Source organism: Saccharibacillus sp. JS10, assembly GCF_024436065.1.
In the GTDB taxonomy this organism is placed as follows: Bacteria; Bacillota; Bacilli; order Paenibacillales; family Paenibacillaceae; genus Saccharibacillus.
Window position 1 is genome coordinate 293,950 of sequence record NZ_JANFNS010000005.1, and the last position, 14,648, is coordinate 308,597.

Consider the following 14,648-nt stretch of genomic DNA (forward strand, 5'->3'; position numbering starts at 1 on the left):
AATCGTAGTTTCTTCGATTGAATATGCTTCCTTTTTAACTTAATAATAACCTCCTCTTCTAATTCATCAATATTCTTAAAATATTTTGTGAATTAAAGACAATCATATGGCTTATTAGTTATCCAGACCTTGTAGATAATTGATTTTTCAAGATATTCCTCATCGCAATGCACATCATATCTATGCCCAAAAATCGTGTTTGATCTTACTAGTTCAAATAATAGTGCATAAGCTAATTTTGAATCTTTGGTTTTATAACCATCAAACAAGTTACCTATTTCATTGTAAGCACCACTATAAACCCATTCGTGCGCCTCACGAATTGTCTCAAACTGCATTTCTTCAACAAACCAGGATATTAAGTCTTGATCATTCTGATTCATCTATTAATCAATCCCTTCTGGTTTTATGGCTATATAATTTTATAATCTTCTAGGGCTAGCAATAATTTTGGATAACGTTCCCGTATTCTGGATTCGACGTATGTCGAGTGTCTGGCATATGCCGGACTAAAGACGGATATCCGCAACTTGAATGTATTGTTATCAGATGTCTAAACCCTCATTGAATTAACTTTCATTCTTTGAATACTACTACTCCTGTTTAAATTCGTTCCAATAGTCTTGAGCCATTTGTTTGAGTTCGTTCAGTTCTAAATCCTTATGCTCTTGATCAAAGATTTGAATATCTTTTGCTTCAATTATCAAAAAACCATAATTATTATTTTCTTCATTCCCACAGAAAATGCTTATTCTCTCTTCTTTCACCTCTGTATGTAAGAATTCTAATTCCATTTCGTTAATCTGACTCACATCGTCTATAACACGATCTGATTCGCTATCTTTAAAGAAAATTGCATGAGTTTGTGTTAATTGAATATAAAATAAATCAAATCCTAATTTGACTCGCTCAGCTAAGTACTGGATTTCAATCTTAATTAAATAATCTTTACCATCTTTAATGATTTCAAATAGCGTTCCATCATGGAAAATGTTAAATAGCACTTTCTGATCTTCTAAATTCAATGTCTTTATTCTCCCTTATGAGATGGATGACATTTCTTTGTGTAGATTTCTGATAACGTTCCTCTATTCACGAACCTTCACTGCCTTAAGTAACCAGGGGGAACGGCCGCGACGCGGTTAAGCAGTTCAAGGTTGTTCGGCTGAAAAGACTTCCCTGCTGTTGAATTACTCCAATCTAATCCGCTTCTTACTGCTTCGGCCGGACCAAAGAGCCATAGCGACGCAGAGTGAATACGGTGTTAGATAATGTGGTTGGCTTCTTGAATTACTTTCAAGGCTTTAGTGCTTTCCAAATGTATTTATATTCTTTTATTTGAATTATTCCATTAGTCGTATTTTCTATAATCATTTTTTCCACTTCATCCTTATATCGATCTTCACTGTAATCTGGGTTTCCAGGAATATCAGAAACAAATTTTACATACTCATTTCGATTAGGAAATATAATTCTTGAGTCCTTATATTCTCTAATCTCAACATTTATAAAACCATTTTGTTGAAGTCGCTCTTTAACAAGTTCTAGTGCGCCTGAATGGATCCCAAACACTGTCCCTCCAGATCGAAGAATTCGACTATGATTTAGGATTGATGTTGGCCCTCTTCTATCGTATATAAAATCGAATTGTTCATCTTTAAATGGTAAATCTTCTTTTGTTGAGGTAAATACAAATTCAATGTTATCCCTTTTCAGTTGATTTGATTTAGCAATCTTTATTAATTCAATCGAATTATCAAATCCTACAATTGATTTTGCAAATTGTGACATTCTGATTGTAAAATCACCATGACCACAACCTGCGTCTAACACCTGATTAAAGTTAGGAAGAAGTTCAATTAATTCTTGTTCATAAATATTTTCCGCATTAATGCCTTCTATTAGAAATTTAGCATTTGTTTTATATCCGCCATTACGTATAGCGATAGAGTTATACCAATCTACTCCCATAAGCGACCTCCAAAGGTTTTTAAGTTTTCAGCCATTTCATCTAACGTTTCCGTGTTCACGACGTCCCTCCACCTTAAGCCACGAAGTGGCAGCCGCGATGCGGTTAGGTGGTGCGGATGTGTCCCGGCAATCACTTCTTCGACTTATCTTCCGGGACCAAGGCGGCTTGTCCGCCGATGCGTGAACATAGTGTTAGATGATGTTCGGGGCTTCGGAGCTTTACATTCAATTTCACTCATTAATCTTTAGTTCATAATTGTTTGCAGCTACCTCAAAGACGTCGTCATAGGTTTGAAGAATAAAGTGTCTTAAACTCCACCCTCGTTTACATTGTATATGTTTAATTAAATCCGAATCTAAGATCTCAAAGAAAGATGTTGAATTTGAAATATCATAGTTTATATATTTATCACTTATATCTAATTCGACCATATTAAAATACTTTACACCTTTAAACTTTAGAGAATATTTGATCCAATCCACGCTATCAATTTGAGTTAACCTTCCATTTATTTCACCAATAAGCTCAACATTATTTTCAATGTAATTATGATTAATTTTATCTAGAAATATACAATCTCTTCCTATTAGATCGCCGAGGCAAGTCTCAATCGGCTGTATTCTCATATTTATCTCTCCCGAATTTTATCTAACGTTCTTGTATTCATGACTCGACGTATGTCGAGTGTTCGGCGAATGCTGGGTCAAGGATGTATGTCCGCAGCGTAAATATATTGTTAAGTTATGTTCCAGTCTTCATCGAATTACTCACTCAATTTCCTATGTTCTTTATCTGTTATGAACGAAGTAATTTAAATGCCTTTAGATCAATATCGAATTCTCCTTTAGTTAGTACATCGAGTCCTAAAAGTCTGTTAATATTGTGATATTTGAATGAGGTAAAGTCTATGTATACATCTCTTAAAACGAAATCCCCTACCTGTATACCCTCGATTCGTTTACTGAAGGCATGCTCTTTGCCTCCAATTCCGTAACTGGTTATGATCTCATCTTCAATTCCTACATGAATTCCAATCTCATCGACTTCATCTTGTGAAATCAAGCTATGACTAGCTCCGGTATCGATCACAATGTTAGATATGATTTTCTTCTGCTTATTAAAATGGACCGTTATTTCTGTAAATAACAGTCCATCTCTATATTCAATGTTCATTTAAAGACTTCTCCTTAACCCTATATTTTTTCGCACCTTCACAATGACCTGGTCTTTAGAAGTATGATAGACCAAAGTCTTATCTCGACTGTTCAGTAATTCTCGGGTGGCTTCTTCATCACTGATCGGTCCAATCACAGCCACATCATCAATGATTTCTTGATGGTCCGTTTCTTCCGAATGAAGAACTTCAAACTTTAAGAACTGGTTCGGGAAAATCTGTTGAACTTCTTCCCATTTCATTATTATCACTCCTGTCTTTTGATGGTTATATTATACCATTTCATAAGCTTGTAACTCTCACTGGAATTTCACTTAACGTTCCCGTATTCACGACTCGACGCATGTCGAGTGTCCAGCGAATGCCGGTCCAAGGACGTATGCCCGCAACGTGAATATTATGTTATACGACGATTCGGACTTCTTCGAAATGGCTACAAAATTCTATTGAATTCTACTTCTTCACATATAATAAAAGACTTCCCCATAATTGCCACTAGAGATTTTTTAAGTTTTAGATCGAATTTTATCACAGATGGATGGAGTTGATTGATTTCTAACACTTTTTTATAAGTAGTAATAATTGACTCTGGACCTTTTGCTAAAAGTCCCTGGCTTTGCTTAAGTAACCATTCAAGATCTCCATTAAAATAATGTTGAAAATCAATCCAGTTATCCATTATCTTCTGATGCTGTATTAATAATTCTCCTATGATCTTAAACACATTTTTTGACTCGCCTTTAAAATATAATTCCTGAGTGGGTTCAAGATACTCCAGTAATAAAGGATGGTTTGTTTCAAGTTCAATATCATTAAAAAAATCTAATGTAATTTTATAATCTCTAACTTGTTTATACTCAACTTCCCACTTTTGAATAACGGTTTCGGTGGAATATAAAAAAACATGGAATTCTACGATCAGATCTGTATTCATCTCTTTCATAAAGATTGGACGAAGATAGACATCATCTTCAAATATTGCATCTTTAAACTCAGTTTGAAATTTTTCAAAAATAGTCCTTCACCTTCTTTACCGAATTGTCGTATAACGTTCCTGTATTCACGACTCGACGCATGTCGAGTATCCGGCGACTGCCGGATCAAGGACGAATGTCCGCAGCGTGAATATTATGTTATACGAAGGATCAGTCTCCTTTGAATTTATTATCAAATACCAAATCAAGAAAATACTTTTCCATATCCTTTTCCTCTTTATCAAAGATATCGTTTTGGGTAGTTAGTAATTCCCTTAAAGCTTGATCTAGATCTTCAGATATATTTTTTAATTCTTCACTGTTACCCTTCAAGCTTGATCCGTGAACTATGGTTGATCTGACATCATAAGTTTTCTTAATAAGATCAAAGTATTTCCTTTTGTCAGATTTATTATTCCCCAACATCAATGCGACTCTTTCAGCAATTCTATAATTCATTTCAGTTTTTGCAGTTGAAAACAAACATTCTAATGCTGTGCAATAATAAACTATTTTCATAGGAAAAATAGAACTACCCCTAGCAGATAAAACAAAATAATGTGCGCGGTCTATTCTAGTTGACTTTTTATTTTTAAAAAATACTTCATCAGTAGGAATTTTATAATCGGTATTTTCATTAAATAAATTTTCTTTTTCGTTTTTTTTGAATTTCTCAATAGCTACATTTAATTCACTGTCTTTATACAATGTTTTATCATTACATAAAGTAGATTTACTAAAAATTGCTGATAAAGAGGCTTTATAAGTAAATCCATTTTCAATATCATTCTCATACGCAATTAGAAAACCGTCTCTAACATAAATATTATTATCTTTGACTTCCCAAAGTTCTGTAAGAAAACTTTGTACAATTCTCAAAAGGTGAAATGTCAGGTTAGAACCCACTTGATCCATATCTTCTTTAGTTTTTATATACTCTATTTCATTTTTAACATAACAATAGACTACTCCTTCAAATTCATCTACTGAATGAACACCAACATTATATTTAACTAAATCAGAATTTAATAATTTTTGTATTACTCCTGTTCTATTAGAGAAACGAGCTCTGGAAAAAAATTCAACTCCTTTATTCTTAACGCTCTCAAATTCCAGATTGTGCAGAATTGTTATAAATGTATATTTCAATTTAATTCCTCCTTAAATTTATTTATTATCTATAATTTTTATGTTTTCGATATTGCGTATAACGTTCCTGTATTCACGACTCGACGCATGTCGAGTGTCCGGCGTATGCCGGACCAAGGACGTATGTCCGCAGCGTGAATATTATGTTAAGCGTTGCTTCTGTCTTCTTGAACTAAAGACAAATTTCACGCATGTGAACTTATGTTTTTATCTAAAAAAGGATTTCTAAATTACTCCTTTGATTTTCCTTTCATTTTCAAAGCGTCTTTTATAATTTTGTTCTTCTGTGATTCTGACATACTTTCTGCTGCTGCATTAATTGAGTTAAATCCAAATTGCATAGTTTGTACTATTAGTTCAGGTACTTTAAAAGGTTCTCCAAATAAAATTCCGCTCACTTTTGAGATTATTGGAACTTCCATATCTTCAACATTTGAATTTTTAAAGTTTATACATCCTGCTACAAACGGCATCTTTACATAAACAAACCCCCAAGATCCGTTATTTTCAATAGTTTTATTTAATTCAATAGTTCTCGAAAAATAGTTTTTCGTAAGTTCATCCGGATATATTTTTGAATTTATATATTTAGTTGTAAATGGCAGTAAAGTTATCATTTCTTCACATTCTTTTTCCTCGCCATTTAGATATGCTCTCCACTGCTCTACTTTTTTCTTTATATCTCCTATTTCATTTTCATGAAAATCTTCGAATTCATTTTTCATAATACATTGATATAAATATCTCCAAGCAATTGAAAGGTAAAATTTATAAAGCCAATCACCTTTATATTCAAGAACAAAATTGTTATCATTTTTTCTGATTGCGTGAAATACTTTTTTAGCAAACAAAGTTTCTAACTCACCAAATTTTAATTCACATGTTTTACATAACATATACTCCTTGTGTCCATCTTGAACTCTTTGATCAGGTTTATTTGCATTTCTCATATTTTTTGTTACACCAGAGTTTTTTAGATACTTAAATACGAATTTCGGCATAATATGACTGTTTTGTAGAGTCTTTTGTGTATTACAAAGTGCGCATTTTCCGGTTCTTATTTCTTGTTTTATTGTCATTTCATCACCCCTAATTTATTTTATTGTTTACAGAAATTTCGCTTAACGTTCCTGTATTCACGACCCGACGTATGTCGGGTGTCTGGCGAATGCCGGACCCAGGGCATATGCCCGCAGCGTGAATATTTTGTTAAGCGATGCCGCTCTCTATTTTAAATTTATTATAAATCTTTAGATTTTACTCCTTCTCTAATTTGCATGTCTTCTTCATTGAAATATGCTCTAGGAATGATGAAATTTTCTCCATCAATAGTAATTGTATGACTAGGAACATTTGATTTGACTTGCATTATATAAGTATCACCATCTTTTCTAACTGGGTTCTCTACTTCATGGTAACCAGGTAGGTTATCTGGATTATAATAATATACTTTGTATGCAACATCTTTTTCTTCTACTCCTTGAGGTAGGGAACCAAATTGTAATAACAGTACTTGCTTGTATTCTATATTTCCTAGAGAGGTGCAATGGTTATATACTTTCTCAATGAATTCTTCTTTCAATTCAAATACGTTCCCTGAACCCCTATCAACAAACTTATCATGACCTATTACGTAATGGTTTCCTACTTGCTTTGGTAATTCTTTATACTTTCTTAAGTTCAACTTCCCTAATCTGCTATTTGTAAGTAAGTCAAACAATGATAAATAGAATTCAAATAAAGTATCCTCCTTAAAATGAATTGAAATTAATCGAGTATTTATATTGAATTCTTCGCTTCTCAAACTATTCTTGAGTCGGTTCATATGAAATATGATTCCTTCATTAAGTACTACGACCATATTAGGCCATAAATCACAATCTACTTTAGATTCATATTCTTTAAGATTTTTTTCAAGGGATTCTAATGAATTTCCTCCCAGGCTATATGCAAATATTATTCCAAAAGGACGTGTAGCTGAATTGTTTTTCGGTACAAGCTTCTTATAAGAAGCTATATTCTCAAGCCCCTCTATTAGTTTTTGCTTTGAAAGTTTTGATTTGACTTCAATTACTCCATAAACCGACTCGCTCGGAAAAACTTGAATGGATTCGCCAAATACGATCACTGGACAATTTTCTTTATCATAAAATATTAAATCTGCTTGTTTTGAAGTATCACTATTCGATCCCACGATTTCCCCAAACCCTATAGAATATTTGCGAGGTACCCTTCCATCCTCAAGAAATCTTTTGAGTGATCCTTCTCTATAAGTTCCAGTAGACCCTGAATGGTTTATCTGTGCAGAAATATTAAAATCTGATATTAATTTTTTTGAGGCTTCTCTAAATATTAATTTTACGTTCATAAATTAATCTTCCTTAATTTATTATTTGTGTTAACGGTTTCGCTTAACGTTCCTGTATTCACGACCCAACGAATGTTGGGTGTCCGGCGAATGCCGGACCGAGGACATATGTCCGAAGCGTGAATATTATGTTATCCGAAGTTATCTACTTCTACGAATCACATTCATTATTTACTATCTAATTTTAATTCTTCTTCTAATTTTCTCGTCTCAAAAAAACCATTACTCTCAACTTCACGCCATACGACTGTATCAAATTCTCTCCATTTAGGCTCTTTCAGGTCATTATATTCAATTACTGCGACCTCATTATTATTGATCCATAATCTAATATTCAAGAAAAATTCATTTCCGAAGATATCTTCATAAATAATTGTCGTTACATAGGTGGCATAACTATATTCAATCTCATCAGCTCTAGCCACTCTTATGACAAAAGGAATTGAAATACCTTCTGGAATACGTATGCTATTTGAACCTACTCTAAAAATATGTGGCTCTTGATCTTGGCTATAAAACTTCAATACTCTTACATTATTTGCAGATCCCTTTCCTATATTTTTTATACCGAAGAAGACTAACTTTGGCTCTCCTAAACAGTCTTCAGTAATAGGGTATTCAAAATTACAAGCAAAAAGATTATCATCATTTACAAACTCTTTGATTCTACTAGGAATAAATAAAGGTTTAACTGATGTTCTTCTAGTAATAATAAGATTACGAAGGGTGATTATTGAAACACCGAACGCAAGGATTGGAATTCCACTTGTAATTAATGTTGTGATTATCATTATTGTTCCCTATCCCTTTGTTTTGATAATTTCGGATAACGTTCCTGTATTCACGACCCGGCGCATGCCGGGTGTCCGACGAATGTCGGACCCAGGGCGTATGCCTGCAGCGTGAATATTATGTTATCTGATGCTAGTATCACCTTCGAGTATGCTTAATAACTCAAGAAGCATTAGGATCATAATTACCAATCTCAATACCAGCTTCTTCAAGCTTTTTAAATCTACTATCCCAAAAAGAGTACCACTCTTCTCTGTTCTCCCTTTGTGCATATGGGTGCAATCTTTTAAAGTTTTCACCCATTCCAGTTAGAAGTGCATCTTCGAATCTAGAAAGCTGTCCTTGTCTCTGACCCCAAATTGTTCTGCTAATAGAAATTGAATCAAGGCCATTAATGCAATCATCTATTTGTTTGAAATCACTAAATCCCATTTCGATAAGATGTGAAGCAAAATACTTATAGGAAAAATCAGTCATTCGACCATCAATTCCGAACTTTTTATTTAGATATTCCTTTAACGCATCTGGAGTAATCTCCACTTCTGCTAATCGACCTTCTCGAACATTTGCACGAGATTCATTTCGAGATTTCTCGTCTTCTTCTTGAATAGATTGAAATTCTCTATCCGCTATTTCTAGTAAGCCTGCTAGGTCCGTAAAACGTCTCCTTATTGATTTTGTAATTGCGACTTCCGATTTATATTGGATGTCATGTTCAATTTCTGCCCACGCATGTTGCAGTATAGTTCTAACTTGTATCTCAGCTATTAGCTGGTTAAACCTTGAATACTCAAGCAAATTATTTCTATTATGATTGAGTGTTACAAGATAATGAATACTCAAGTAGCCCAACTTTTCATCAAGCAATTCGCTTTTGTCACTTCGTTCCAACACAACAAATTCTCTTTTTATTATTTCGTCTACCTGTTGAAGAGTACTTGTAAAAAATGTGATGATTCTTACCCCTGCTAAATCAGTAATTTCTTTTAGTGGTTCAGTATACCTCGGTCTATTAGGATCACTTTTAGATGGCCTGGCTGATTTTTCTCCAACACTTTGAATTGATTTTGCACGTGCCTCTATTGAATGGTAATAAACTCCACTTTGTTCTAGACAATGTTCTAGAATACTTTTTAATGACGAACTAAAAGCTTCATATTGAGGTTGCAGTTGTAAATATTCCAAAATAGTTTTTTGTTTATGTTCTTCAAAATCAAATTCTATTTCAGAAGTTAAATATTCACTCATATCTTTATTCTCCTCGTTTTTAAACTAGTTTCAGATAACGTTCCCGTATTCACGACTCGACGCATGTCGAGTGTCTGGCGACTGCCAGACCCAGAGCCGTATGGCTCGCCGCGTGAATATTATGTTATATGTCGTGAAATCGACGGGCTTCTCTGCTTTCTCCCGCAAACTCACATCCCGTCTGCTTCCGGATGGAAGCGCACCTTCTTCCCTCAGTCAATCCGCATTCCTTCTTCATGGATCAGTTTCCGTATGGAAACGTTCCTTCTTTGGCGCTCCTAAACTTCCAATCCAAGATTCGCGTGAATCCACTTCCCGTTTTCTTCGTTCTTTCCCTATACTTGTTCTTCCGTCGAATTTCATGCTCGTATAACGTTCCTGTATTCACGACTCGACGCATGTCGAGTGTCCGGTGTATGCCGGACCCAGGACGTATGTCCGCAGCGTAAATATTCTGTTATAAGATGTCCCCGCCTTCTTCGAGTTACTTAAAGCAAGCTTTCATTTATATATTTATTGTTCTTCAATATGTTTCTCACTCTATTAATTGTATCCTTCTCTTTTGGTAAATCATCAATCCTATTCAGTAATACCCATCGTAGACTAGCTATTGCTTCATATAATTCCATTTCTTCAAATGTGTATTTGTTCTTCGATAAAAAAGATTGAAGATAAATAGAACCCCATCTTTCACTAGCATAAATCTTCATTAAACTTACCGACCAAGCAATATCGTACCTTGGATCTCCGAGCTGGAAGTTCGTCCAATCAATTACTGTATATTTCCCATCATCCAATAGAACATTACCTAAATTAAAATCACCGTGAATTATTCTATCTTGTTTCATATCACATAGCTTAACCAGTTCCCTTAGTATTTTCTTGATATCATGGTGTTCTTCAATAGAAGGGTAAAAGTAACTGAAAAACTCATGTCTACGAAGCAAAGAAGAATCAATCTCTTCTATAGGTAGCCTATGTATTTCAGACAATATCTTAGATAACGTAGTTATTGTAGGCTTATTAACCCTCATAATCGGAACGCCGTCAAAACTAGTCAGCAATACCGAGTTCATTTCTTTATCTAACCCCCATCCCAATGGACGTGATACAGATAAACCTCGAAAATAAAGCTCTTTAAGTAACTTATATTGAAGTTCAACATTTGGCTTTGAAGTTCTATTCCAAATCTTAAGTACAAAACTGGAGTCGGAAAGCTTTATCTTATGCACCTCTGCTTCAAGCCCAGATTCTAAGGATTCCACAGCTAATACGACTTTAATATCGGATAAAGCAGCTATCGCTTCATTACCTTCCATCCAAATAATATCTCTGATTAGATTGCTCATGTTTTTCAGCCTTTCGCGGGGATTTCTTATAACGTTCCTGTATTCACGACCCGACGCATGTCGGGTGTCTGGCGAATGCCAGACCAAGGACGCATGTCCGCAGCGTTAATATTATGTTAAGTGAAGTTACTAGCCTCTCTGAAATTCTAACTAGGTATTTATCAGCTTTATATATCTCTTTGCTACAATGGGTAAAATGTCTTCTGATTCCGATTCGATCTGTTCTTCATCAGTCTCATTCTCTATAATTTCTAATCCATTAAAACAAGCATTTTCTTTATACCAATCAATCAGTTCAGTCAAGGAGCTGCTTTCTTTTAAATCCTGATCTCCATAATAAGAAACCAATGTCATTGTAAATGCCGGTACTAAGGCATCTGCATTCAAATAGAATATAAATTCCTTATCTTTATAATGTTTTTTGAGATATTCCACGATTTCTTCCTCAAGGTATGAAAAAGCTTCAATCAATTTCTCCGAAGATATTCGATTATTCTTAATCAATCTGTTGAACCCATGTATGTATAAGTAGTTATAATTAGCTTCATTTTGAATAAGCTTAGGGTCATTGGAAAATAAGAAATGTGGAGAGGTCGTTATCGTGTGAATTTCTCTGTATGCCTTCTGGGCATACTTCTTTAAATAATCTAGGATCAAGAACTCACTCCTCTTTAGTAATTTCACTTAACGTTCCTGTATTTACGACCCGATGCATATCGGGTGTCTGGCGTATGCCAGACCAAGGACGAATGTCCGCAGCGTAAATATTATGTTAAGTGATGTCGGGAGCATCTTTGATTGACTATAAAATGCTTTTATGATCTTACTTCATTTAAAAATCTTGTTACAACGGGTAGGTCTGGAGGGTTTATTTGGTCGGGTAGCTTGTTTAATTCAAAAAATTGTATATCTCGTACTTCAACTTCATCCCCTTTGATTGTTCCATTGAATTCTTTACATACGTAAGCTGCTACAACGTTATATACTTCATCACCATGTGGATACTGATAATAAAGTTCTGATCCTGAAAATATATCAAGTAATTTTAATTCTTTAGCTTCTAATCCGATCTCTTCAAAGAGTTCTCGTCTTGCCACTTCTTTCATTTCTTCTCCCGGCTCCATTGAACCTCCGGGTAAGCCCCAAAAACCATTATCCGTTCTTTGTTGCAATAATAATCGACCGGCTTCATCTATAAGGACGACACATGCTCCTGCCATAATAATAGGACGAGTCCCTACGAGCTCTCTTAATTCTTTTATGTACGTCAATATTTTCACGTCCTTTTAGTCTTAATAGGTTTGACACTGTTTTTATTCAGATCTTTCCCGATTTCACTTAACGTCTTATTCCTGAACTTCCCTTATACCCCTCTCAACCCGATATTCCCGAACTTCCCAATACCCACTCCTACCGGGTTATTCACGAACTCTATTCCTCTCCATCCTCCTCCACCCCACCCATCCGATCCAGCGGACTCTGAATCCGTCCAATATCTCTCCGACTCACATGCGTGTATCTCTCCGTCGTCCGAACGCTCTGGTGCCCGAGCAGCTCCTGGATATAACGCAGATCGATCCCGTTCTCCAGCAAATGCGTCGCAAACGAATGTCTCAGCGAATGGATACTCACTTCTTTTGTAATCCCCGATTGTAACAACGCTTTTTCAAATACTTTTTGCGCGGATCGTTCAGTCAGATGGCGTCCTTCTCGCTGACCGGGGAATAACCAACCTTCCGGCTTTTCCTGCTCCATGTAAGGCTTCAATACCGCACTTGCCGTCTCGGATAGCAACGTCTGGCGGTCTTTACGCCCCTTGCCTTGACGGACTTTCACCACGTTGCGCTCCCAATCGCAGTCTTCTGGACGTAGCCGGACGACTTCGCCGACGCGCAGCCCGGACGTATACGTAATCACTAGCATCGCTCGATGCTTTAAGTTATTCACACTTTTCAGAAGTCTCGCCACTTCTCCAAGCGACAACACATCCGGCAATTTGCTTTCTTTTTTCGGACGCACATATCCATTCGTATTCGACCGTTTTAACACATAGCGAAAATAGAACTTGAGCGCGCTGATCGCTTGATTCACATACGCATGAGATAACTCTTTTTCCAGTAGCTTTAACGAATACTTTTGCACCACAGCATCGTCAATTCCGCCCTCGTTAACCATCGTTTCGGCAAAAAACCGCTGCACTTGAAGCGTATACGCTTTGATCGTTTTCCCGCTGTATCCTCTTGCTCGAAGCGCATCTTCCAACTGCTTTTTCCGAGCTGGACTCCATAACTCCGCTTCTTCAATCGGCACAATCGCCTGCTTCCTCTGACGCTGCTGTCGATGGCTCTCCAATTGCTCGCACAAGTACAAGTCTTCATTTTTCAAATGTTCATCACAGACGAAAAAGTCTTTCGGATAAGCCTTCAGCAACGCCTCCACGCTCAAAATCGTATACGGAATTGTCCAGATTTTCTCGTCTGCCACATACCCTCTACCCGGCACGCTACGAATCCCTTTCAATTGCTCCGGTCCGTACCGTTCCAGCTTCACTCCCACAGTCTGCGCATCGCGATAAACCAACTCAATCTTCATCTTGCTTGCCTCCTCATATTATCATCATCTGGAAATTTTGGAAGACGTATTTTTACGCAAAAAAGGGCCTCAAGATGGAAATCCATCTCAAGGCCCCGATTCTTTCGGCGCTGATCAATACTTATACAATAATCCTATCACAAAGCTTTGTTTTTCTCACGGAATGAATCTTTTATCGCTCACTACAATGAACTTTATTCTGTTTTTCAATACCGTTCAACGTTCACAGTCTCCTCGAAATATGATTAGATAGAACCAGCAACCCACACAGGAGTGAATATGATGAAAATGATCCCGCCGCAGTCTTTTACTTACGAAGCTGGCAAGCGCGCGGTACTGCTGCTGCACGGTTTTACCGGAAATCCCGCCGATGTGCGTAAGTTAGGTCGATATTTGCACGAAAAAGGTTATACCTGCCATGCTCCGCTATACACCGGTCACGGTCATCCCGCCGAAGAACTGTTGGAGCTACACCCGGAAAATTGGTGGCGCGACGCGGAAGAAGGCTACCGACTACTGATCGCAAAAGGATACACCCAGATCGCAGTCGTCGGCGTATCGCTCGGCGCAGTATTTGCGCTACGACTCGGCGTAGAATATCCCGTAACCGGCGTAGTCTCCATGTGCGCTCCGATTCAAGGCAAAAGCGCAAACGAATTATACGAACGTGTCGTAAGCTACGCGAAGTCATACAAAACATTCGAAGGCAAATCACCGGATATCCTGCAAAAAGAACTGCAAGAACTAGACCAACGCCCGCGCGAGCAACTTTCGCATCTCCAAGACCTGATCTCGGACGTCGGCAACCAACTTCAATACCTCCAAGCTCCGGTAGCCGTGATGCAAGGCGCGTTAGATCAACCTTTATATGTAGAAAGCGCTGCCGTAATCTACGAAAAAGTTCCCGATCCCCGCAAAACATACACTCTCTACCCGAACTCCGGTCATATCCTGACACTCAGCCCCGAGCAACAGACCGTTTTCGAAGATACCGAACATTTTCTAAACACATTAGATTGGAAAAGTTAAA

At 36.7% G+C, this 14,648-nt stretch carries 17 protein-coding genes; 1 reads left to right on the plus strand and 16 read right to left on the minus strand.

Going from position 1 to position 14,648, the window contains the following annotated elements:
• Nucleotides 1-92 precede the first annotated feature (92 nt).
• The 16 genes from NOM90_RS16375 to NOM90_RS16450 form a co-directional block, all read right to left on the minus strand.
• Nucleotides 93-383 carry a hypothetical protein gene (locus NOM90_RS16375; protein WP_255943455.1) on the minus strand — a complete coding sequence of 97 codons (291 nt, stop codon included), beginning with the start codon at nucleotides 381-383 and terminating at the stop codon, nucleotides 93-95.
• A 210-nt stretch (nucleotides 384-593) separates the two neighbouring features.
• The gene (locus tag NOM90_RS16380; RefSeq protein ID WP_255943457.1) at nucleotides 594-1,025 is read right to left on the minus strand and encodes a hypothetical protein; all 432 of its coding nucleotides are present in this window, start codon (nucleotides 1,023-1,025) and stop codon (nucleotides 594-596) included.
• Between the two features lie 271 nt (nucleotides 1,026-1,296).
• Complete coding sequence (locus NOM90_RS16385; protein WP_255943460.1) at nucleotides 1,297-1,971, minus strand: class I SAM-dependent methyltransferase; 675 nt, start codon at nucleotides 1,969-1,971, stop codon at nucleotides 1,297-1,299.
• A gap of 231 nt (nucleotides 1,972-2,202) precedes the next feature.
• Nucleotides 2,203-2,598, minus strand: a complete 396-nt coding sequence (locus NOM90_RS16390) for a hypothetical protein (protein WP_255943461.1) — start codon at nucleotides 2,596-2,598, stop codon at nucleotides 2,203-2,205.
• A 169-nt stretch (nucleotides 2,599-2,767) separates the two neighbouring features.
• Entirely contained in the window at nucleotides 2,768-3,145 is a 378-nt protein-coding gene (locus NOM90_RS16395) for a retropepsin-like aspartic protease (RefSeq protein ID WP_255943463.1), read from the minus strand.
• Entirely contained in the window at nucleotides 3,146-3,388 is a 243-nt protein-coding gene (locus NOM90_RS16400; RefSeq protein WP_255943464.1) for a hypothetical protein, read from the minus strand.
• A 191-nt stretch (nucleotides 3,389-3,579) separates the two neighbouring features.
• Nucleotides 3,580-4,089: a hypothetical protein gene (locus NOM90_RS16405; protein ID WP_255943466.1), complete on the minus strand. Its 510-nt coding sequence runs from the start codon at nucleotides 4,087-4,089 to the stop codon at nucleotides 3,580-3,582.
• 202 nt (nucleotides 4,090-4,291) lie between these two features.
• Nucleotides 4,292-5,269: a HEPN domain-containing protein gene (locus NOM90_RS16410; protein WP_255943467.1), complete on the minus strand. Its 978-nt coding sequence runs from the start codon at nucleotides 5,267-5,269 to the stop codon at nucleotides 4,292-4,294.
• A gap of 230 nt (nucleotides 5,270-5,499) precedes the next feature.
• Complete coding sequence (locus tag NOM90_RS16415; protein ID WP_255943469.1) at nucleotides 5,500-6,348, minus strand: hypothetical protein; 849 nt, start codon at nucleotides 6,346-6,348, stop codon at nucleotides 5,500-5,502.
• A gap of 161 nt (nucleotides 6,349-6,509) precedes the next feature.
• The gene (locus NOM90_RS16420) at nucleotides 6,510-7,637 is read right to left on the minus strand and encodes a DUF6602 domain-containing protein (RefSeq protein ID WP_255943471.1); all 1,128 of its coding nucleotides are present in this window, start codon (nucleotides 7,635-7,637) and stop codon (nucleotides 6,510-6,512) included.
• A 167-nt stretch (nucleotides 7,638-7,804) separates the two neighbouring features.
• Nucleotides 7,805-8,428, minus strand: coding sequence for a hypothetical protein (locus NOM90_RS16425; protein ID WP_255943474.1), 624 nt, complete (start codon nucleotides 8,426-8,428; stop codon nucleotides 7,805-7,807).
• 163 nt (nucleotides 8,429-8,591) lie between these two features.
• On the minus strand, nucleotides 8,592-9,677 hold the full coding sequence (locus tag NOM90_RS16430) for a GTP pyrophosphokinase (RefSeq protein ID WP_255943476.1): 1,086 nt from the start codon (nucleotides 9,675-9,677) through the stop codon (nucleotides 8,592-8,594).
• A gap of 488 nt (nucleotides 9,678-10,165) precedes the next feature.
• On the minus strand, nucleotides 10,166-11,026 hold the full coding sequence (locus tag NOM90_RS16435; protein ID WP_255943479.1) for an aminoglycoside phosphotransferase family protein: 861 nt from the start codon (nucleotides 11,024-11,026) through the stop codon (nucleotides 10,166-10,168).
• Nucleotides 11,027-11,176: 150 nt separating this feature from the next.
• On the minus strand, nucleotides 11,177-11,683 hold the full coding sequence (locus tag NOM90_RS16440; RefSeq protein ID WP_255943481.1) for a hypothetical protein: 507 nt from the start codon (nucleotides 11,681-11,683) through the stop codon (nucleotides 11,177-11,179).
• 158 nt (nucleotides 11,684-11,841) lie between these two features.
• Nucleotides 11,842-12,297 carry an NUDIX hydrolase gene (locus NOM90_RS16445; protein WP_255943484.1) on the minus strand — a complete coding sequence of 152 codons (456 nt, stop codon included), beginning with the start codon at nucleotides 12,295-12,297 and terminating at the stop codon, nucleotides 11,842-11,844.
• 160 nt (nucleotides 12,298-12,457) lie between these two features.
• Nucleotides 12,458-13,618: a tyrosine-type recombinase/integrase gene (locus NOM90_RS16450; protein WP_255943486.1), complete on the minus strand. Its 1,161-nt coding sequence runs from the start codon at nucleotides 13,616-13,618 to the stop codon at nucleotides 12,458-12,460.
• A gap of 279 nt (nucleotides 13,619-13,897) precedes the next feature.
• Here NOM90_RS16450 and NOM90_RS16455 point away from each other — a divergent pair, with 279 nt between their 5' ends.
• Nucleotides 13,898-14,647 carry an alpha/beta hydrolase gene (locus NOM90_RS16455; RefSeq protein ID WP_255943488.1) on the plus strand — a complete coding sequence of 250 codons (750 nt, stop codon included), beginning with the start codon at nucleotides 13,898-13,900 and terminating at the stop codon, nucleotides 14,645-14,647.
• Nucleotide 14,648: the final 1 nt, after the last annotated feature.